We start from the raw sequence: 20924 nt of genomic DNA on the forward strand, positions 1-20924 counted from the left end.
TTTTCCGGTTGGGTCAACTCATCGATCTGGAAGGGACGTTGAGCCTTCGATGTCGGAATCGACCGCTCGTCTCGTGCTGCTTTCTCCCACCCGGCTGGCCGACGTGCGCCGGCGCTGCGGCGACTACGCGGACACGACCATCGCCCGGGCGTGCGCGATCGGGCTGGCGTACTGGTCCACGGGCCACAGCCCCGACGGCCTCGAGCTCACCCCCGGCACACTGTTCGCGGACGTCCTCGGCTGGGCGGACAGCGGCGGCGCCGGGCCCACCGGCTGGGAGGTCGCCCCGGACCCCGCGGGCGGGCGGAGCATCACCGTCCCGGAAGGCGTCGTACCCGACGATGCCCGGCTCGCCCTGGAGGACCTGGCCGACTTCCCGGACCGCCCCGTCTCCACCATCGGCCCCTCCAGCATCGAGGCGAGGCTCGAGACCCTCGCCCGGTGGAACGACACCGGGGCGGACCGGGTCCGCCCGACCATCGTGGAGATGTTCCGCGAGCAGGCACGCCTGCGACCGGACGCCGTCGCCGTCGTCGACGAACACCGCTCACTGACCTACCGCCAGGCGGCCGAGCTCTCCAGCCAGCTCGCCCACCACCTGCTCGAACGCGGCGTCACCGGCGAACAGGTCGTCGCCGTCTCGCTGGACCGCTCCGCCGCCATGGTCATCGGCCTGCTCGGCGTCCTCCAGGCCGGAGCCGCGTTCGTACCGCTCGACCCGCAGTGGCCGGCCGCCCGCCGGTCCGTCGTCATCGACGACGCCCGCGTCGTCCTGCAACTGGCCGCCACGGGCGAGCACGCTCCGGACGAACCGGAAGCCGTACCCGTCGACCTCGGTGACTGGCGGTTCGGCGCGTACCCCGGCGGGGACACCGGGGTCACCGTCGCCGGCGACGCCCTCGCCTACGTGATCTTCACGTCCGGCTCCACCGGCCGGCCCAAGGGCGCGATGATCCGTCACGAGGCGATCAGCGAGCGCCTGCTCTGGCAGGTCGACGAGATCCTGGGCTTCGGCCACGACGACGCCTCGCTCTTCAAGGCACCGCTGTCCTTCGACATCTCCATCAACGAGATCTTCCTGCCCCTGGTGTGCGGCGGCCGGCTGGTGGTCCTGCGCCCCGGCGGCGAACGCGACCCCCACCACCTGATCGGCGTGATCGCCGAGCAGCGCGTCACCTTCACCTACCTGGTGTCGTCCATGCTGGACGTCCTGCTGGAGATCGCCGGCGACTCCGGACGGCTCGACAGCCTGCGCCACGTCTGGTGCGGCGGCGAAGTACTCACCCCGGAGCTGTACGAACGCTTCCGCACCCGGCTCGACATACCCATGTACCACGGCTACGGCCCGGCCGAGACGACCATCGGCGTCTCGCACGTCGTCTACCGCGGCGCGGCCGAACGCCTGTCGACCTCGATCGGCAGGCCCAACCCCAACACCCAGCTGTACGTACTGGACGACGAGCTGCGCCCGGTCCCCGTCGGGGTCGGCGGCGAACTGTACGTGGGAGGGTTCCTGCTCGGCCGCGGGTACGTGGGCGCGCCCGGCCTGACGGCCTCCCGCTTCGTCGCGAACCCCTTCGCCGCCGACGGGTCCCGGCTGTACCGGACCGGCGACCTCGCCCGCTTCGCCCCGGACGGCTCGCTGGACTTCCTCGGCCGCGCCGACAACCAGATCAAGATCCGCGGCATGCGGCTGGAGATCGAGGACGTCGAGATCGGCCTCGCCGAGCACCCCGGGGTACGGCACACCTGCGTCGTCGCGAAGAAGAACACCGCGGGCGGCACCTGCCTCGTGGGGTACGTGATCCCGGCCGCCGGAAGCGAGGACCTGCGCGCGGACGAGGTCGGGCAATGGGCCGCCGGGCACATGGTGGAGTACATGGTGCCCGCCCACATCGTCGTGATGAAGGAGTTCCCGCTCACCGCCAACGGCAAGCTGGACCGCGCCGCGCTGCCCGAGCCCGCGACCGGGGCCGGCGCGCTCGCCCCGCCGGTCACCGAGAACGAGCGGCTGGTGTGCGCGGCGGTCGCGGCGGTCCTGCGGCGCGACGCGGTCGGCGTCGACCAGGACTTCTTCCAGCTCGGCGGGGACAGTATCCTCGCGATCTCGCTGCTGAGCGCCCTGCGCGAAGCGGGCCTGCACGTCACGGCCCGCCAGATCTTCACCCACAGCGTCGTGGGCGCGCTGGCGGCGGTCGCGGACCGCGAGGCCGCCGCCGTCGACCACGGCGACGTCGCCACCGGCACCGTCGTCGGCGCGCCCATCGTCCAGTGGCTCGGCGAGACCACCGACGCCGTCGACGGCTTCGTGCAGTCGGTGGTCCTGAACACCCCGGCGGACCTCACGGCCGAGGCCCTCGACGCGATCCTCACCGCCGTGGTCGCACGCCACGACATGCTGCGCGCCAAGCTGGTGCGCGGCGAGCGCTGGGGCTTCGAGATCCCGGAGGCGGGCCGGGCCGCGGCATGCTGGCAGGAGAGCGACCGGCCGCTCGAGGAGTGCGTCGCGCTCGCCACCGCACAACTGGACCCGGACGGCGGCGTGATGCTGCGCGCCGTCTGGCGCCGCGAGGCGCGCCAGCTGGTCCTGGTCGCGCACCACGTGGTCGTCGACGGCGTGTCCTGGCGCATCCTGATGGAGGACCTCTCCACCGCATGGCGCTGGTTCGTCTCGGGCGCACCGATCGACCTGCCGCCGGTCGGCACCTCGTTCCGCCGCTGGACGCAACTGCTGGCGCGCGCCGCCTTCGACGCCGACCGCGACCACTACCGGCGCCCCCTGCCGGGGCCGGACCGGCCGCTCGGCCGGCGCGCACTGTCCGCCGCCGACACCGTCGACCGGGAGCGGACGACGACCCTCTCGGTCCGCCCCGAGGTCACGGCCGCGCTGCTCGGCGAGCTCCCCGCCAGGTTCCACGCGGGCCTCAACGACGTGCTGCTGACCGCGCTCGCCGTCACCCTCGCCCGGTGGCGCCGCGACCTCGGCCAGGACCAGACGTTCGCGCACATCGAGCTGGAGGGCCACGGCCGCGAGGGCCGGTACGTGGCGGAGTCCGCCGGCTTCGAGCCGGAACTCTCGCGGACCGTCGGCTGGTTCACCACCCTGTTCCCGGTGACCGTCGACCCCGGCGCGGCCACCGACCCCACGGATCCCGGATACCTGGCCGCCGCCCTCAAGGCGGTCAAGGAGGACCTGGCCCGGGTGCCCGGCAACGGAGTCTCCTACGGCGCCCTGCGCCACCTGGCCGGCACCGCCTTCGACGCCCCTGCCCCGCAGGTGCTGTTCAACTACCTGGGACGCTACGACGCCGGCTCGTCCGGCGACTGGGAACTCTCTGGCACCACCAAGCAGTTGGGTGAGAGGCGGGATCCGAGGATGCGGCTGCCCCGCGTCCTGGAGTTCAACGCCATCGCCGAACCCGCCCCGGCCGGCGGCGCCTACGAACTGGTCACCACCCTCTCCTGGCCCGACGGGCTGCTCACCGACGGGGACATCGAGACCATCGGCCGGTACTTCCGGGAGGCCCTGACCGGGCTCGCCGCGCCGGCCGTGCTCGACCTGGGCGGCCACTCGCCCAGCGACTTCCCCCTCGCGGCGCTCACCCAGGCCGACGTCGACGAACTGGACGGCCCGGCACTGCGCGACGTCCTGCCGCTGACCCCGCTCCAGGAAGGCCTGTACTTCCACTCGGTCTTCGACGACGACTCCGCCGGCAGCTACGTCGAACAGCAGCTGCTGACCCTCGACGGGGAGGTGGACGCCGACCGGCTCGCCGCGGCGGCCACCCGGCTGCTCACCCTGTTCCCCAACCTGGCCGCGCGGTTCGTGGCCCTCGCCGACGGCCGGGTGGTCTCCGTACTCGAGGCCGGGCTGGAGGCCCCGTTCACCAGCCTGGACCGGCCCGGCATCACCGACGAGGAGATCCGCGAGCACGCCGAGCGGGACCGCCGCGCCGGCTTCGACCTGGCCACGGGTCCGCTGATGCGGTACACCCTCATCCGCACGGGCACCGCCCGCAGCGTCCTGGTGCAGACCGTGCACCACATCATCGCCGACGGCTGGTCCGTGCCGCCGATGCTGCGCGCCCTGCTGGCCGAGTACCACGCGCCGGGCACCGTGTACCCGCTCGGCGGATTCACCGACTACGTGCGCTGGCTCGCCGAGCGCGACGAGGACGAGAGCGACCGGGTCTGGGGCGAGGAACTGGCCGGACTGGCCGGCCCCTCGCTCGTCGCCGAGGGGCACACCCCGTCCGACCGGTTCGACGACACCTGCGCACCGCCCGAGGGCGACCTCGACGAGGCCGCCCGGACCGCCGGCGTCCCGCTCAGCGTGGCCGTCCACAGCGCCTGGGCGGCGACCCTGGGAGGCCTCCTGCACAGCCGGGACGTCGTCTTCGGCTCCACCGTGTCCGGGCGCGACGCACCCGTCCCCGGCATCGGCGACATGGTGGGCCTGTTCATCAACACCGTCCCCGTGCGCGCCCGGTGGACCGCCGCCACCACCGCGCGCGACCTGCTCGGCTCGGTGCGCGCACACCAGAGCGCGGTGCTGGCGCACCAGCACGTCTCCCTGGCCCGCATCAGCCGCCGAAGCGGCGCCGGCCCCCTCTTCGACACCCTCGTCGTCTTCGACGTCGCGACCGACACGGCAGGCCTGCGCCGGCCCGGGGACACGCTCGCCATCACCGGCATCGTCAACGAGGGCGCCCCGCACTACCCGCTGACCCTCGTGGTGGAGCGCGCCCTCGACGGCCGCCCGCGGTTCAACCTGATCTACGACCGCGCGCTGCTGCGCGAGGCGACCGCCCGGCGGATCCTGCACACCTTCACCCGCGCCCTGGACGGCCTGCTGACCCGGCCCGACGCCCTCGCCGACGCCCTCGCGCCCACCGGCGCCCGGCCGCCGGCGCGGACCACCCCGACGACCCTCGGCGCCCTCTTCGACGCCACCGCCCACCGCGATCCGGCCGCCACCGCCGTCACCCAGTGCGCCCTCGACGGCAGCGCCCGGTCACTGACCTACGGCGAACTGGCCGCCGCCAAGGACGAGCTCGCCGCCACCCTGCGCGCCGCCGGGGTCGGGCCGGGCGAACGGGTCGCCGTCGCCGTACCGCCCTCCCTCGAACAGGTCGTCGCCCTGGTCGCGATCGTCACCGCGGGCGGTGCCTACGTACCCCTGGACCCGGCCCACCCCGACGCGCGGCTGGAGTACGTCCTCGCCGACGCGGCCCCGCAGGTCGTCCTCGTGGACCCGGAGCACCGGGACCGCTTCACCCGGCTGCTGGACCGGGCGGGCGTACCGGCCCGCGTGCTCGTACAGGGCGACGGGCCGGAGCCGCGGGAGGCCCGGGACGCCGCCGTGCCCGAGGCGGGCCCGCACGACCCCGCGTACGTGATCTACACGTCGGGCTCGACCGGCCGGCCCAAGGGCGTGGTCGTCCCGCACTCCAGCGTGGTGACCCTGCTCGCGAACACCCGGCCCGACATGGAGTTCGGCCCGCACGACGTGTGGGTCCAGTTCCACTCGTACTCCTTCGACTTCGCCGTGTGGGAACTGTGGGGCGCCCTCGCGCACGGCGGTGAACTGCTCGTCCCCGACTACGGCCTGACCCGCTCGCCGGTCGACTTCCACCGCCTGGTGCGCGAGCGCGGGGTGACCGTCCTCAACCAGACCCCGTCGGCCTTCTACCGGTTCATCGAGGCCGACCGGCACACCGACGAGCCGGTCACCGCCCTGCGCCGGATCATCTTCGGCGGCGAGGCGCTGGACCTCGGGCGGCTGCGCGCCTGGGTCGAGCGGCACGGCGCCGCCGCGCCCGAGCTGGTCAACATGTACGGGATCACCGAGACCACCGTGCACGTCACCCACCGGATCCTGACCGAGGAGGACTTCCGCCACGCGGACGGGGCCAGCCCGATCGGCGGCCCGATCCCCGGCCTGGTCACCCACCTGCTCGACGACCGGCTCCGCCCCGTCCCACCGGGCCGGGTGGGTGCCGTCTACGTCGCCGGGGACCAGGTCTCCCTCGGCTACCTGGGCCGCCCGGCCCTCACCGCGGGCCGGTTCGTCGCGGACCCGTTCGCGGGCGACGGCTCCCGGATGTACCACACGGGCGACCTGGCCCGCCGGACCCTCGACGGCGAGCTGGAGTTCATCGGCCGCGCCGACGACCAGGTGCAGCTCAAGGGGTTCCGCATCGAGCTCGGCGAGGTGGAGTCCGCGATCAGGGAACTCGACGGCGTGGTCGACGCGGCCGTCACCGTGGCCGCGAGCGGCGACCACCTCGTCGCCCACATCGTCGGCCGGGCGCCCACCGACCTCGCCGGGCCCCTCGCCGCGAAGCTGCCCGTCCACATGATCCCCGGCCTGGTCCTGCCGGTCGACGCCCTTCCGCTGACCGTCAACGGCAAACTGGACCGCAAGGCCCTCACCGAGAGCGCCGCGCTCCACGACGCGCCGCGCGACGACACGATGTGCGACGACACGGCGCGGGACCCGTCGGCCGCCACGACCGGCTCCGCCCTGACCGCACTGGTCGACATCTTCACCGAGACCCTCCCCGGCACCGCCGTGGACGCCGACAGTGACTTCTTCCGGGCCGGCGGCGACAGCATCCTCGCCATCACCGTCGTCAACCGGGCCCGGGCACTGGGCCTCGCCGTCTCCCCGCGCGACGTGTTCCTGCTCAGGACACCGCGCGAACTGGCCGCGCAGGCCGCGCAGGCCGCGACCGGTACGCCGCATGCCGCGGAGCCCGCCGTACCCGCCCCCGTACCCGCCGAGGACGGCCTCCTGACGCCGACCCCGATCATCCTGCGCCAGCGCGAACTCGGCGGCACACTCGCCCGGTTCGCCCAGGCCAGGGCCCTGGTCACGGCCGAGGGCACCGGGTTCGCGGACATCGCGCGCGCCGCGGACGCCGTGGTCGCCGCACACCCGGCCCTGCGGCTGCGGCTGCTCGTCGAGCACGGGGTGTGGGCCCTGCGCACCGAACCCGCCCGCCCCGTCACCGTCGTACGGAGCCAGGCGCCCGACCCCACGAGCGCGGCCGACGAGGCCGCCGGGCGGCTCGACCCGGAGGCCGGGGAGGTCATCGCCTTCTCCTGGCTGGAGACCAGCCGGACCCTCGTGGTCACCGTGCACCACCTCGCCGTCGACGCCGTGTCCTGGCTGGTCCTGCTCGACGACATCACCACCGCCCTGCGCGGGACGCCGCTCCCGCCCCCCACCACCTCCTACGCCGCCCACGCCATGGCACTGGCGCAGCGGTCCGCCCACGAGATCGACGACCTCGGGCACTGGATCACCACCCTCCAGGCACCCCCGCTGCTGCCCGCGGCCGAAGGACTGCGGGACACCACGCTCGTGCTCCCGCCCGAGCTCAGCGACCACGTGACGCGCACCGCGCCCACCGCACTCGGCCTCGGCCTCACCGAGCTGCTGTGCGGTGCCCTGCGCACCGCGCTGACCCGCGTGCAGTCCTCGCCCACCGACCTCGCCATCGAGCTGGAGCGGCACGGCCGGGTCCCCGCGCTGCCCCACCACGACTACACCCGTACCGTCGGCTGGTTCACCTCCATCGCCCCCGTGCGGCTCACGGCGCACACCGACCCCGTCGCCGCGGCCCGCGAGCTCGCCGAACGCCAGCCCGACGAGCACGCGCACGTCGCGTACGGCCGGCTGCGGTACCTCAACCCGCAGACGGCCCCGCTGCTCACCGCCCGGCCCCAGGTGCTGTTCAACTACCTGGGCCGGGGCGGCGAGTCACAGGCCCTCCACCTCACCGGCGGCGACCGGGCGGACCAGGGCAGCCCCTACGCCGTCGAGGTCAACGCGTGGACGGACGCCGCCACCGGAAGCCTGCACGCCGTCTTCACCCTCGCCGACGGCATCCCCGACGAGATCACCGCGCACTGGCGCGCCGCACTGGAACACATCGTGCACGCCGCCACGACGGCCGAGCGCACGGCGCCGGTCACCCCGCTCCAGCGCGGCCTGTACTTCCAGGCACAACTGGCGGGCCCGGACGGACGCTACGTCGCACAGAGCTGGTTCACCTTCGACCGGCGCCTGGACACCGGCGCGCTCGCCGAGGCGATGGCCTGGGTGATCGCCCGGCACCCGGTCGTCGGCGCCGGCTTCACCACCGACGACGACGGCAGGGCCGTCCAGGTCCTGGGCGCGGGCCGGCGGGTCGGCGTCCGGACCGTCGACCTCGCGACGGACGAGGAGGTCGACGCCCTGCTCGCCCGGGACCGCGACACCGGATTCGACCCCGGTGAGCCACCGCTGATCCGCCTGACCGTGGTGCGGCTGCCCGACGGCCGCGACGGCCTGCTCCTGAGCTACCACCTGCTGCTCTGGGACGGCTGGTCCCGCGAGATCGTCCTGCGGGACCTGTTCGAGGCCTACGAGGCCGCCGTCGCGGGCACGCTCACGCCCCCGGCCCCCGCCACGCCGAGTTTCGAGGAGCACGCCCGGGCGCTCGACGCCAGGGACCCGGCACTCTCCGAACGCTTCTGGGCCGAGCACCTGACCGGCCTCCCCGGCCCCACGCTGCTCGCCGGACCGGCACCGACCCTGGTCGACGACCTGCCGCGGACGCTCGTGCACCGGCTCCCCGCCGAACACTCGCAGCGCCTGCGGGAGGCGGCCCGGGCGTACGGCGTCACCCTGAACACGGTGCTGACCGGCGCGTTCGGCCTGCTGCTGGGCGCGCACACGGGCCGCGCCGACGCCGTTTTCGGCGTGACGGTCTCCGGCCGTGAGGGCGCGGACCTCTCCGAGGTCGTCGGCGTGCTGCTAAACACGGTGCCGATGTGGACGCGGGCCCGGCCGTACGACACGGTCCGGGACTACCTGACGGCCGTACAGGCGGCCCGCGTCGAGGCGATGGAGCACGAGCACCTCGGGCTCGGCGAGATCCAGCGGGCCGGCGGGCACGACACCCTCTTCGACAACCTGTTCGTGCTCCAGAACTTCCTGGACATGGACGCGTTCGCCGAGATGAACGCCCGGCACGGCATCACCGCCGTACGGGCCGACGACTCCACGCACTACCCGTTCACCTGGGTGGTCACCCCCGGCGACCGGCTCACCGTCAAGCTGGAGTACCGCGACCACGACACGGCGGCGGCCCGCCGCCTGCTCGACCACTACCTGAGCCTGCTCGGGGACCTCACCACCTGGACCGGACCGGTGGGCGCGCTGCCGGGCCCGGGACCGGAGCCCGAGGCCGCCGCCCGCACGGACGTCGGAACGGACACCGTCGTCGACCGGTTCGACCGGGCGGCCGACCGGGACCCGGAGCGGGTCGCGCTCGTCGCCCACGGCCGGAGCATGACCTTCGCCCGGCTCCGGGACCGCAGCCGGGAGCTGGCCGGTGTGCTCGCCACCCGCGGCATCGGACCCGAGACGACGGTGGCCCTCGCGATCCCGCGCTCCCTCGACTCGATCGTCGCGCTGTTCGCCGTACTGCGCGTGGGCGCCGCGTACGTACCGCTGGAGCTCGACCACCCGGACGAGCGGATCGCCGCCATCGTCGCCGACGCCGCCCCCGACGTGACCCTCACCGTCGGCGCCGTGTCGCCCCGGCTGACCGGCGACCTGATCGAGCTGGACCGGCCCCTGCCCGAGGCCCCGCCGTACGTGACCTTCGCCCCGGACGACCCGGACCGCCTGCGCCACCCCGCGTACACCATCTACACCTCCGGATCGACCGGCCGGCCGAAGGGCGTGGTGACCGAGTACGCCGGGCTCACCAACATGCTCGTCAACCATCAGCGCCGGATCTTCGAGCCGGTGCTGGCCGAGCACGGCCACCGCGTCTTCCGCATCGCCCACACCGTCTCGTTCGCCTTCGACATGTCGTGGGAGGAGCTGCTCTGGCTCGCCGACGGCCACGAGGTGCACATCTGCGACGAGGAACTGCGCCGCGACGCCCCCCGGCTGGTCGAGTACTGCCTGGAGCACGGGATCGACGTCATCAACGTGACGCCGACCTACGCCCAGCAGCTGGTGGCCGAGGGCCTGCTCGACCACCCCGGACGGCGCCCGGCGCTGGTGCTGCTGGGCGGCGAGGCGGTCACCCCGACCCTGTGGCAGCGGCTCGCCGAGACCGGGGGGACCGTCGGCTACAACCTGTACGGACCCACCGAGTACACCATCAACACCCTCGGCGTCGGCACCTTCGAGTGCCAGGACCCCGTGGTGGGCGTGGCGATCGACAACACGGACGTCTACGTCCTGGACCCGTGGCTGCGCCCCCTGCCGGACGGGGTCCCCGGCGAGCTGTACGTGGCGGGCATCGGCATCGCGCGGGGATACCTCGGGCAGCCCGCCCAGACCGCCGAAAGGTTCGTGGCCTGCCCGTTCGGCGCACCCGGTGCACGCATGTACCGCACCGGGGACCTGGTGGCCCGGCGGCCCGACGGGAACCTGATGTACCTGGGCCGCACCGACCAGCAGGTCAAGATCCGCGGACACCGCGTCGAACTCGGCGAGGTCGAGGCCGCGTTCGCCGCGCACCCCGCGGTCCGGTTCGCCGCCGCGGTCGCCCAGCCCGACCCGCAGGTCGACGGCGCGTACCGGCTCGCCGCCTACCTCGTCCTGGACGGCTGCGACCTCGCGACGGTCGCCGCCGAGGTCGGCAACGCCCTGCCGGACTTCCTGCGCCCGACGCACTACGCCCGGGTCGACCGCATCCCGCTGACCGTCAACGGGAAGGCGGACAACAGGGCGTTGCCTGAGGCCCGGCCGCTGGGCACACTGACCACGGCGGGGGAGCGCGGACCGCGGACCGGGACCGAGACCGTGGTGTGCGAGTTCTTCGCCGAAGCACTCGACCTGGACGACGACGAGGTGAGCGCGGTGAGCGATTTCGTGTCCCTCGGAGGACACTCCATGCTGGCGGTGAGGCTGATCGGCCTGCTCCGCCGCGAGTACGGGCCAGTGATCACGGTCCGCGACCTGTTCACCCTGCGAACCCCGGAAATGATTGCCCGCCACCTCGATGAAAACGCCTGACGCGCAGCGGCCCCGACCGGGGTCCGACATCCTCAAGACCGCCCTGCGCCGCAACATGGGCGCCATGGCCTGGGGCACCGTCCTCATGGGCCTCTACCAGGCCGGAGAGACCGCCTTCCCGATCGCGCTCGGCCTGATCGTCGAGCACACGATGCAGGAGCGCAGCCCCGGTGCGCTCGCCCTGTCGATCGGCGTACTCGCCGTGATCATCACGACCGTCTCCCTGTCGTGGCGGTTCGGCATGCGCATCCTGCAGAAGGCCAACACGACCGAGGCGCACCGCTGGCGGGTCAAGGTCGCGGACTGCGGACTCCAGCCCGTCGCCCGGGACGCCGGCCTCAAATCCGGCGAGGTGCTGACCATCGCCACCGAGGACGCCGACCAGACGGCCGACATCATCGAGGTGGTGCCCCTGCTGATCAGCTCCGTGGTCGCGGTGCTGGTCGCGGCGGTCGCCCTGGGGCTGGCCGACATCCGGCTGGGCCTCCTCGTGATCGTGGGCACCGCCCTGATCCTGTCCGTCCTGAGCGTGATGTCCCGGCGGATCGGAACCAGCACCCGCGAACAGCAGGCCCGGGTGGCCCGGGCGGGCGCCAAGGTGGCCGACCTGATCACCGGCCTGCGCCCGCTGCACGGATTCGGCGGCAACCACGCCGCCTTCCGCTCCTACCGGAAGGTGAGCACGGAGGCCAAGCACCAGGCGATCACCGTGGCCGGGGTGAACGGCGCGTACGCGGGCACCGCGACGGCACTCAACGCGGCCCTCGCCGCCGGTGTGACCCTGACCGCGGGATGGCTGGCCTTCGAGGGCCGGATCACCGTCGGGGAGCTCGTCATGGCCGTGGGGCTCGCGCAGTTCATCATGGAGCCGCTGAAACTGTTCTCGGACATGCCCAAGTACGTGATGATGGCTCGCGCGTCGGCCGAGCGGATGGCCTTGGTGCTGACCGCACCCCCGGTGGCGACGCCCGGGCCCGAGCGCCCGGCGGCCGGTGGGGACCTGGAGATCGACTGCGTCCGGTACGGGGCCCTGCGCGACCTGAAGTTCCAGGTGCCCGCCGGCGAGTTCGTGGCGATCGCCGTCTACCAGCCGCGCGCCGCGGCCGACCTGGCCGCGATCCTGTCCGTGCGGGTGCCGCCGCACGCCTACGAGGGCGCGGTGCGCGTCAGCGGGGAGGAACTCGCCGCGCTGTCGATCGAGGCCGTTCGCGAGCACATGCTGGTGAACCCGTACGACGGGGAGATCTTCGCGGGCACCCTCCGTACGAACATCGACCCGTCGGGCACCAGCCGGACGGTCGACGCGGCGGTCGAGGCCTCCATGCTGACCGACGTCGTCGCCCTCCACCGCGAGGGACTCGACCACGGCGTCCGCGACCGAGGCGCGAACCTGTCCGGCGGACAGCGCCAGCGGCTGTCCCTGGCCCGGGCCCTGGCCGCCGACACCGACATCCTCGTCCTGCACGACCCGACCACCGCGGTGGACGCCGTCACCGAGCAGATCGTCGCACGCAACATCGCCGAGCTGCGGCGGGGCCGCACCACGGTCGTGATCACCAGCAGCCCGGCCCTGCTGGACGCCGCCGACCGGGTCCTGGTCCTGGACGACGGAGTGATCACCGCCGAGGACACCCACCGCAACCTCCTCGCCGGCGACGAGAACTACTGCCTGGCGGTGGCCCGTTGACCGGAAGCGGGTGCCGAACCGTGAACGGGACCCCGCTCCCTCCCCGCGCGCACCCCTAGGCGAGCGCCCAGCCGACGTCCCGGAGCAGGGCGTGGCGCCAGCCCGCGCGGTCGTGGCCCGACGGCGAGCGGGAGACCCGTACGGTGGCGCCCGCCTGCTCGGCCAGGGTCTCGATCCGTTCGCAGTGGGGCAGCATCCGGGTCTCGTGCTCGCCCACGTCGAAGGCGATCCGCAGGCCGGACAGGTCGGGCCGCTCCCGCAACCGGGCGGCGATGGCGCCGCCGACCGGCCCGCCGAGCGGGTCCGGCGACCGCACGGCGTCGGGTGTCCACCACAGCGACCCCGACTGGCAGGCGACGCGCGACACGAGATCCGGGAACTCCAGGGCCGCGTAGACCGCGCTCAGCCCGCCGAGGCTCTGACCGGCGACCACCAGGCGGTCCACATCAGCCGGCACGCCGGATTCCGCGACCAGCGGCAGCAGTTCGTCCCGGACGGCCCGCCACAGCTCCGGCCGGCACCCGAACTCGGCCTCCCGGTCCCTGGTCGGCAGGAAGACCAGCGTGACGGGGGGCATCTCGCCACTGGCGACGGCGGAGTCGAAGGCGGTCATCGCCGGGTGCAGGTAGAGCCAGTCGTCCCCGTCGAGCAGCAGCACCACCGGTCCGCCGCCGCCCGCCGGGTGGACCCGTACGGTCCGGCGCCCGCCGAGCCGTTCGCCGGCCCAGCGGACCCGGGTCCGCGGGACGGGCAGTACGTCGTCGGGGCCCAGCAGCGGCCAATGCGGCTGGGCCGGGGCGTCCGGGGTGGCGGCGACGGACCGGTCGCCCCCGGCGCCGACCGGGTTGAGCGGATCGGCGTACGCGGTGCCGCCCACGAGGAACCGGTATGTGACCCGCAGCCGCGCGGGCATCGGTACCTCGGCGTACCAGCAGTCCGTGTCGCGCCAGCGGCGCAACGGCACGTCCTGCGACCAGCTCTCGAAGGTGAGGTCGGCCGCCGAGCCGCGCCACAGGAACAGGGTCGTCCAGCCACCGTCTCCGGCAGGCACCGATCCGGGGCCCGCGGCCGCCGCCCAGAACTCCCGCGACCCCGGCTCGCCGGGCAGCCCGTATGCGGCGAAGACGGTCTCCAGCGGCATGAAGTCTCCTGGTGGGAACGGGAGTTAGGTCAGCCTAACTTTACAGCGTTCCCGCGGGGTCCGGGGGAGGATGGCCCGGGACAGGGGCTCCCCCGGCGGATCGTGGCGGCGGGGGCGCCGTGGGACGGCGGAAGGGCAATCGTGCAGGCAGTGTTATCGGCGGGTCGGATGGTCACGGGCCCGGGCGGAGAGGTGGTCCCGGACGGTGCCGTGCTGTACGACGGGGGCCTGATCGCGGCGGCCGGACCGCGCGCGGAGGTCGAGGCGCAGGCAGGGCCGGACGTTCCCCGACTGGCTTTCCCCGAAGGCACTTTGCTGCCCGGTCTCATCGATGCCCACGTCCATCTCGCGCTCGACGCCGGCCCGGACCCCGTGGCAGGCCTGCAGGCGGCCGGTGACGCCGAGCTCTACGCCGGGATGGCGGACCGGGCCGGACGACTGCTGGCCACGGGCGTGACCACCGCGCGCGACCTCGGTGACCGGGGCGGACTCGCCGTGCGGCTGCGGGACGAGATCGCGGCCGGGCGGGTGCCGGGGCCGAGGCTGCTGTCCGCCGGCACACCCCTGACCGCTGTGGGCGGGCACTGCTGGTTCATGGGCGGTGAGGTCGAGGGGATCGGGGCGATCCGTGAGGCGGTCCGCCGCAACGCCGCCGCCGGAGTGGACCTGATCAAGGTCATGGCCACCGGCGGGGGCATCACCAAGGGCGGACCGGCCGTCTGGCAGGCGCAGTTCACCGAGGAGGAGCTGAGCGTGGTCGTGGCGGAGGCGCGGAGCCTCGGGTTGCCGGTGGCCGCGCACGCCCACGGGACCGAGGGCATCGCGGCCGCCGTGGCCGCCGGGGTGGACACCATCGAGCACTGCACGTGGATGGGGCGGGCGGGCTTCGACGTACGGGAGGACCTGGTCGACGCCATCGCGGCGGGCGGTATCGCCGTCTGTCCCGCGGCGAGCCCCGACTGGCGGGGTTTCGCGCAGCGGTTCGGGCCCGAGCGGGCCGAGGAGATGTTCGGGCGGCTCCGGTGGATGGCGGAACGCGGCGTCCGCTTGCTGCCAGGGACGGACGCGGGCGTCCCGCACGCCGTCTTCGACGGGTTCGTCTCCAGCCTGGAGTTCTTCGAGCACATCGGGCTGGCCCCGGCCGAGATCGTCGACCTGGCCACCTCGGGCGCGGCGCGGGCCCTGGGGATCGACGGGGACACCGGCCGGCTCGCGGCCGGGTTCCGGGCCGACCTGCTGGTCGTGGACGGGGATCCGCTCACCGATCTCGCGGCGTTGCGTGCGGTCCGGCTGGTCGTGGCCGGTGGGCGGCCGGCCGGTCCGTCTCTGGCGGATCCTGCCGATCGGGACCTTCCGGACGCTTCCTGAGCAGGGGGACGAGCGTCGGCGTGCCGGCCGCCGGGACGCGTTCCAGGACGCCGCCCGCGAACACGTCGTACAGGGGCAGCGTCTCCAGATGGACGTAGCCGATGTGGCAGTCGCAGCTGGTCAGCGGGCACGGGCGGGGGCCGAGCGCGCTCCGGTAGGAGCCGTCGTACAGGTTGCCGAGCTCGGCGCGCACGAAGTGGCAGCGGCGCACCGTGCCGTCGCCGTCCACCGAGATCACCGACTCGCCCGTGCGGCACGGCATTCCGGCCGAACGGTGCGGGTGCCGGCTGTACGGGAAGAGCGGGTCGACGGCGGTCCAGGTGCCGGCCTCGGCGTCGGTGTAGGTGTGGCCGTCGGCGGCGTTCACCCACAGGTAGACGTGGGAGGGCAGGGCGGCCCGCAGCCGGCGGGCGTGCTCCAGGTTCTCCGGGAGGCCGACGATGCCGACGCTGTGGCGCACGCCCCGGTCGGCGAGGTCGCGCACCTTGGCCAGGAAGCGGTCGTACGGGGTCTGCCCCGGGTGGTAGGTGCACCACAGCGCGAGGGTGGCGGGGTCGGCGTCCGCCAGCCAGTCGGTGCGGCAGCTGAGGTTGGTCTGGATGGCGACGCGCTCGACGTGCGGCAGGTGGGAGAGCTCGACCAGGGCGCGGCGGTACCAGGAGCGCACGAGCCCCTCGCCCCAGGGCGTGAACAGGAGGGAGAGCCGGTCCTCGGTACGCGAACGCGCCCAGTCGGTGAACCGTTCCAGCGCGGCCCGGTCGGCGCGCAGCAGGGCCGTGGTGTCGCGCCGCTTGGCGAACGGGCAGTACGGGCAGTCGTAGTCGCAGGAGGCCAGCGGGCCGCGGTAGAGCAGAGTGAGGTCCACGGCGGCTACTTGGTCTCGTAGGCGGCCATCGCGGCCCGCACGGCCGGTGAGAACAGCTCGGGGCCGAGCGCGTCGGAGTGGGCGAGCCCCTCGGGCGTGAGCTGCAGCAGCGGGCCCGCGCCGTCCTCGGCGAGCCAGCCGCGGGCGGCGAAGGCGGACAGCTCGGCGGGGAAGTCCTCGTGCGGGTCGCTGCCGAACCGGTCCCGGTAGTCGGCGACCGGCATGCCCCGGGCCTGGAGCAGCGACTGGAGCAGATGGCGGCGGCGCGCCTCGTCGCCGTCGGTGGGCCGGCCGTGGACGGCGCGGGTGAAGTCCTCGGACGCGGTGTAGTCGTCGATGATCCCGCGGATCTCGCCCATGTCGACCGCGTAGTCGAAGGAGTAGTGCAGCGACGAGGTGTAGGAGCGGGCGCCGCAGCCCAGGCCGATCATGCCGTCGGTCTGGCAGGCGTGGTCGTCGGGGCCCTGCGGGGCCGCACCGGCGAGCCGGAACATGCGCATCGAGACCTGCTCGTAGCCGTGGGCGAGGAGGTGGTCGCGGCCCTGCCGGTAGAGGGTCAGGCGCTGCTCGTCCCAGGCCCGGTCGGTGAGGGCGGTGCGCCGGGCGAGCCCGGTGAGGGGGCGGACGTAGAGGGGGTAGAGGTACAGCTCCTCGGGGCGCCAGGCCAGCGCGGCGTCGAGGGAGGTGCGCCAGGTGGCGGGCGTCTGGCCGTCGATGCCGTAGATGAGGTCGATGTTCAGGACGGGGACGCGGGCGTCGCGGATGCGGCCGAGCGCCGCTTCGACGTCGGCCCGGCGCTGGGGGCGCACGGCGGCCCGGGCCTCCTCGGGGAGGAAGCTCTGCACGCCGATGCTGATGCGGGTGGCGCCGCGCCCGGCGAGGACGGCGAGCCGGTCGGCGGTGGCGGTGGCCGGGGACGTCTCGACGGACAGCGGTACGGCGCGCAGGTCGGCCCCCATGCCCAGCTCGGCGATGTCGCAGAGCCGTTCCAGCTCGCCGGCCGTCAGGAAGGTGGGGGTGCCGCCGCCGAACGCGGCGTTGGCGAAGGAGACGGGTGCCTCGTCGCCCAGGGCGTCGCGGACGGCGGCGGCCTGGCGCTCCAGGGCGTCGAGGTAGCGGCCGGTGAGCCCGTCGGGGGCGCCGATGCGGGTGAAGAGGTTGCAGAAGCCGCAGCGGACCTCGCAGAAGGGTATGTGGAGGTAGAGGGAGAGGGCGTCCTTGCGTTCGCCCCGCCACAGGTCCCGCAGGAGGGGCGGGTCGGGCAGTTCCCGGTAGGCGGTCTTGTGGGGGTACGCGTAGACGTAGGCGCTGTACGGGCTGCCCGGCAGGGGCGCGGTGGGGGCGAGGGGGGCGGGTGCGGGGGCGGGGGAGGTCATGCGGACGGCTCCAGGAAGAAGTGGGCGTACGGCACGGTCCAGACGGCCTCGTGCGCGAGGCGGTGGCCGGTGTAGCCGTCGTCGCCGTAGGTGGTGCCGTGGTCGGAGCAGACGATCGCGAAGCAGCGGCGCCGCGAACTCATGGCGGAGAGGAGCCGGCCGATGTGCCGGTCGATGTACTCGAGGGCGGCGGCGTGGGTGGCGCGGGTGTCGCCGGCCCCGGCGGTGGCACCGGGCAGGTGGAACCAGTTGGGCTGGTGCAGGGCGGAGGCGTTGAGGAAGAGGAACAGCCGCTGTTCGGCGGGCAGCGCGGCGACGACCTGCTCGGCCCGCTCGACCTGGGCCTCGAAGGAGGTGGGCGACGCCACGCCGAACGCCGGTTCCCAGTGGCTCTCCTGGAACATGCCCGGGAGTACGTCGCCGAGGGCGCCCTGCTTGTTGAAGAAGCCGACGCCGCCGATGCACACCGTGCGGTAGCCGGCCGCGGCGAGGCCCGACACCAGGTCCGGCGTGTCGAAGACGTAGGTCCGGCCGGCGGTCGTCTCGCTGCCGGCGAAGCGGGCGGCGAACAGCCGCGGGTGCGGACCGGGCCGGGCCGGGGTGGGCAGGAAACCGGCGAACATCGCCTGGTGGGAGGCGTAGGTGAAGCTGCCGGGGGCGTGCCGCTCCTCCCAGGCACCGCCGGGCAGGTGCCGGGCCAGGTTCGGGATGCGGCCGGCGGCGGCCAGCTCGACGGCGACGTCGTGGCGCAGCGTGTCCAGGGTGAGCAGGAGCAGGTCGTCGCGGCCGACGACCTCGTTCATGTCGGGGACGGGGACGGGGACGGGGACGGGGACGGGGACGGGCAGGGGGAGCGCTGGGGTGTCAGTCGGGTGCACGGTGGTTCCTCGTGGGGTGGTGCTGCAGATGTCTGCGCGCGGCGGCGACCTGCGCGGCGTAGGTGTCCAGGCCCTCGGCGCCGCTGCCCGGCAGACCGGTCAGGCCCGGCAGCAGGTCGCCGAAGGCATTGACCTCGGCGACGGCGAACCGGCGCCAGCCGACGGCGGGCAGCAGGTCGACGCCGACGCACAGGGTGCCGGGGAAACAGGACGCGGCCCGCTCGCAGATCCGCAGGGCCTCGGCCCAGGCCTCCGGGCCCGCGGCCCGGACCGCGGCGGACAGGTCGCCGCGCCGGCCGCCGAGATGCAGGTTGGTCATGGGGGTCCGGCTGGTGCGCACCACGGCGTGGGTGGCCCGCCCGGCCACGACCACCACCCGCAGGTCGGCCGCACCGTCGCCGAGGGAGGCCTTGGGCCACCACCGCTCGACGTGGAGTCCGTCGGGGGCGAGGGCGTCGACCAGCGCGGCCACCTCCGGCTCGCGCGTGAGGCGACGTACCCGCAGGGAGTTGTGCAGCCGGCCGTCCGCCGCGCTCTCCACGGACGTGGTCGCCCTGATCCGGCCCCCGCCGGCCGTCTCGACGGCGACGACACCGGAGGCGGAGGACCCGTGGGCGGGCTTCAGGAACACCCGCGGCATGCCGTGCGCGGCCATGAGGGCCCGTACGTCGTCCCAGCCGCGCACCGGTGCCGCGCCGCCGGAGGTCGGCGCCTGCGGTACGGGGACCCCGGCGCGGGCGAGGGTCCGGTGGCAGCTCCGCTTGTCGAAGAGGACCGCCAGCTCGTCGGGGTCGTCGAGGCGCAGGCCGCCGGTCAGCGTACGGACGGCAGCCGTGAAGGCGGCGTACCAGCGGGCCCCGCCCTCCACCCGGGTGGGGTCGTCGGCGCCGCGCAGGAGCCGGTCGACCGCGGCGTTCTCACCAGGCGACTCGATCCGGACGATCTCGTCGGAGGCGAAGGCGGCGCCGCCCGCGCGCAGCACGTCCGTCCAGGGCACGACGCGCGGCGCGGGGAGCCCGGCGGCGCGCACGGCCCCGGAGAACAGGGCGACGCGCCGGTTCTCCGGGTTGCCGACGACCGCCCAGCGCGGCGGCTGCGCGTGGTCCGTCACGGTCCGCGCGCTACTCGCCGACGGCGACGAAGCGCCAGGTGCGGCCGTCGTACTCGTCCTCCTCGGCATGGCCGCGGTCCAGGTCGAGGAGGACGCCGGCGCCGCCGAGCACCTCCTGGAAGCGCCGGCGCAGCGGCTCCGTGAGGTAGTTGTGGTGCAGGTCCAGCTTCTTCAAGTGGGTCAGGGGCCGGCCGTCGAGCAGTGCCGCGCCCCCCTCGTCGGTGAGGACGCCCATGGACAGGTCGAGGGTCTCCAGGCGGGCGACGACGGGCGCGGACGCGACGGCGGTGGCGATCTCGTCCTGGATGTCGCTGTTGCGCAGGCCCAGGTGGCGCAGGCGCGGCAGCCGCTCCCCGTCGAGGATCGGCGCCACATCGGTGAGGGCGGCGTCCCCGCCGTACTCGGACGTGCCGAGCCACAGGTCGAGGTGCTCCAGGGCGGGCAGGTCGCTCGCGGCGACGCCGCGGACGGCCTCGGCGGGCATCCCGCCGGTCTCGACGGTCAGGGAGCGCAGCTTGTGGTGCGTCACGGCCGGGAGGACCAACCCGGAGCCGCCCCGTACGCCGAACTGCTCCAGCTCCGGGAAGCCGTCGAGGAGCGGGCCGACGTCCCCCTGGTTGATCCAGGAGATCTCGCACTGCTCCGACTCCATGTCCCCGAGGAACAGGGCCCGCAGGGCGGGCAGCTGGGAGCGTGCGTCGAGGAGGGCGGCGATGATCTCCTCGGGGCCGCTGTCGTAGGCCTCCTCCCAGGAGCCGACGACGATCGCGCGGACGGCGGTGGTGTCGACCGCCTTGCGGAACCGGGCGAAGGCCTCGGTCCAGCTCTCCTCGCTGTCGTAGCTGTCGCTGGCGATCCGCCACGCGACGTCGTCGGCCTCGGGCAGGCGGGTCGTGTCCGCGTCGCCGGGGCCCGGGAAGTCGATGACGGGCAGTCCGCCGAATCCCGTCAGATGGTTCGCGTAGCTCATGGGGTGCCCGCCGTTCCTCGCCTGTCGCGTCCGATGTGCTGCAAGTTGTACCAAGCGGCACTGACAGCCCCGGAGGCAGGTCGGGCGGAACGCCGTTGCCGGACCGGGCCCCTGTGGTCGGAGGAGGACGCGGCGGGACGGCGGTGTCCGGCCGTCAGAGGTCGGCGAAGGCGCGTTCGCCGGGGGACACGAGCCGGGAGAGGAACAGGCCGATGCCGGCCGAGCCGGGCGCGTGGTCGTGGGCGATCCGGTTGAGCCAGCGTCCGGGGAAAGCGATGCCGTTCCTGGGGCTCCCCGTCCGCACCCGGTTCCCGGCGCATGCGACCTGCGTGAACACCCGACCCGCGGCGCCCTGGGCGAGTACGCCGAACGGGTGAGTCCGGGATGCCGAGCAGATATCACGTATGTCCAAATTTGGTGCATTTTCGTGCGTGAAGCAGGCCACTCTCCGCAATGTATTGCGCATGGATTCGGGGAGCCGGGGCAGGCGGGCGGATCA

Annotated in this window: 10 protein-coding genes; 3 read left to right on the forward strand and 7 right to left on the reverse strand. The window is 74.0% G+C overall.

Annotated features, from left to right (window positions below):
• Positions 1-49 precede the first annotated feature (49 nt).
• Together B6R96_RS30685 and B6R96_RS30690 are read left to right on the forward strand one after the other, a co-directional pair.
• Entirely contained in the window at positions 50-11029 is a 10980-nt protein-coding gene (locus tag B6R96_RS30685; RefSeq protein ID WP_081524229.1) for a non-ribosomal peptide synthetase, read from the forward strand.
• A complete protein-coding gene (locus tag B6R96_RS30690; protein ID WP_081524230.1) occupies positions 11016-12716 on the forward strand; it encodes an ABC transporter ATP-binding protein in 1701 nt (566 codons plus the stop codon). Before B6R96_RS30685 ends, B6R96_RS30690 begins: the two co-directional genes overlap by 14 nt.
• 55 nt (positions 12717-12771) lie before the next feature.
• Here the strand turns inward: B6R96_RS30690 and B6R96_RS30695 are convergent, their stop codons facing one another.
• Complete coding sequence (locus B6R96_RS30695) at positions 12772-13857, reverse strand: alpha/beta hydrolase-fold protein (RefSeq protein ID WP_081524231.1); 1086 nt, start codon at positions 13855-13857, stop codon at positions 12772-12774.
• A gap of 168 nt (positions 13858-14025) precedes the next feature.
• Here B6R96_RS30695 and B6R96_RS30700 point away from each other — a divergent pair, with 168 nt between their 5' ends.
• Complete coding sequence (locus B6R96_RS30700) at positions 14026-15225, forward strand: amidohydrolase family protein (RefSeq protein ID WP_081524232.1); 1200 nt, start codon at positions 14026-14028, stop codon at positions 15223-15225.
• On the opposite strand, the gene B6R96_RS30705 is transcribed toward B6R96_RS30700, so the two are convergent.
• The 6 genes from B6R96_RS30705 to B6R96_RS37375 form a co-directional block, all read right to left on the reverse strand.
• Entirely contained in the window at positions 15116-16090 is a 975-nt protein-coding gene (locus tag B6R96_RS30705; RefSeq protein WP_081524233.1) for an STM4011 family radical SAM protein, read from the reverse strand. The two genes, B6R96_RS30700 and B6R96_RS30705, sit on opposite strands and share 110 nt — an antisense overlap.
• 5 nt (positions 16091-16095) lie before the next feature.
• Complete coding sequence (locus B6R96_RS30710; RefSeq protein ID WP_081524234.1) at positions 16096-17466, reverse strand: STM4012 family radical SAM protein; 1371 nt, start codon at positions 17464-17466, stop codon at positions 16096-16098.
• Positions 17463-18269, reverse strand: a complete 807-nt coding sequence (locus B6R96_RS30715) for an STM4013/SEN3800 family hydrolase (RefSeq protein ID WP_053701946.1) — start codon at positions 18267-18269, stop codon at positions 17463-17465. Before B6R96_RS30715 ends, B6R96_RS30710 begins: the two co-directional genes overlap by 4 nt.
• 61 nt (positions 18270-18330) lie before the next feature.
• Entirely contained in the window at positions 18331-19524 is a 1194-nt protein-coding gene (locus tag B6R96_RS30720) for an STM4014 family protein (RefSeq protein ID WP_203351677.1), read from the reverse strand.
• The gene (locus B6R96_RS30725; RefSeq protein ID WP_081524236.1) at positions 19466-20425 is read right to left on the reverse strand and encodes an STM4015 family protein; all 960 of its coding nucleotides are present in this window, start codon (positions 20423-20425) and stop codon (positions 19466-19468) included. Before B6R96_RS30725 ends, B6R96_RS30720 begins: the two co-directional genes overlap by 59 nt.
• Positions 20426-20579: 154 nt before the next feature.
• Positions 20580-20762: a hypothetical protein gene (locus tag B6R96_RS37375; RefSeq protein ID WP_159396384.1), complete on the reverse strand. Its 183-nt coding sequence runs from the start codon at positions 20760-20762 to the stop codon at positions 20580-20582.
• Positions 20763-20924 lie beyond the last annotated feature (162 nt).

It is taken from the genome of Streptomyces sp. Sge12 (genome assembly GCF_002080455.1).
GTDB lineage: Bacteria > Actinomycetota > Actinomycetes > Streptomycetales > Streptomycetaceae > Streptomyces.

What these genes read in the sequence shown, in the direction of transcription:
- B6R96_RS30700 (WP_081524232.1), top strand. Translation starts at nt 14,026, where the DNA reads ATGGTCACGGGCCCGGGCGGAGAGGTGGTCCCGGACGGTGCCGTGCTG.
- B6R96_RS30710 (WP_081524234.1), bottom strand. Translation starts at nt 17,466, where the DNA reads ATGACCTCCCCCGCCCCCGCACCCGCCCCCCTCGCCCCCACCGCGCCC.
- B6R96_RS30725 (WP_081524236.1), bottom strand. Translation starts at nt 20,425, where the DNA reads ATGAGCTACGCGAACCATCTGACGGGATTCGGCGGACTGCCCGTCATC.
- B6R96_RS30695 (WP_081524231.1), bottom strand. Translation starts at nt 13,857, where the DNA reads ATGCCGCTGGAGACCGTCTTCGCCGCATACGGGCTGCCCGGCGAGCCG.
- B6R96_RS30715 (WP_053701946.1), bottom strand. Translation starts at nt 18,269, where the DNA reads ATGAACGAGGTCGTCGGCCGCGACGACCTGCTCCTGCTCACCCTGGAC.
- B6R96_RS30685 (WP_081524229.1), top strand. Translation starts at nt 50, where the DNA reads ATGTCGGAATCGACCGCTCGTCTCGTGCTGCTTTCTCCCACCCGGCTG.
- B6R96_RS30720 (WP_203351677.1), bottom strand. Translation starts at nt 19,524, where the DNA reads ATGCCGAGGAGGACGAGTACGACGGCCGCACCTGGCGCTTCGTCGCCG.
- B6R96_RS30690 (WP_081524230.1), top strand. Translation starts at nt 11,016, where the DNA reads ATGAAAACGCCTGACGCGCAGCGGCCCCGACCGGGGTCCGACATCCTC.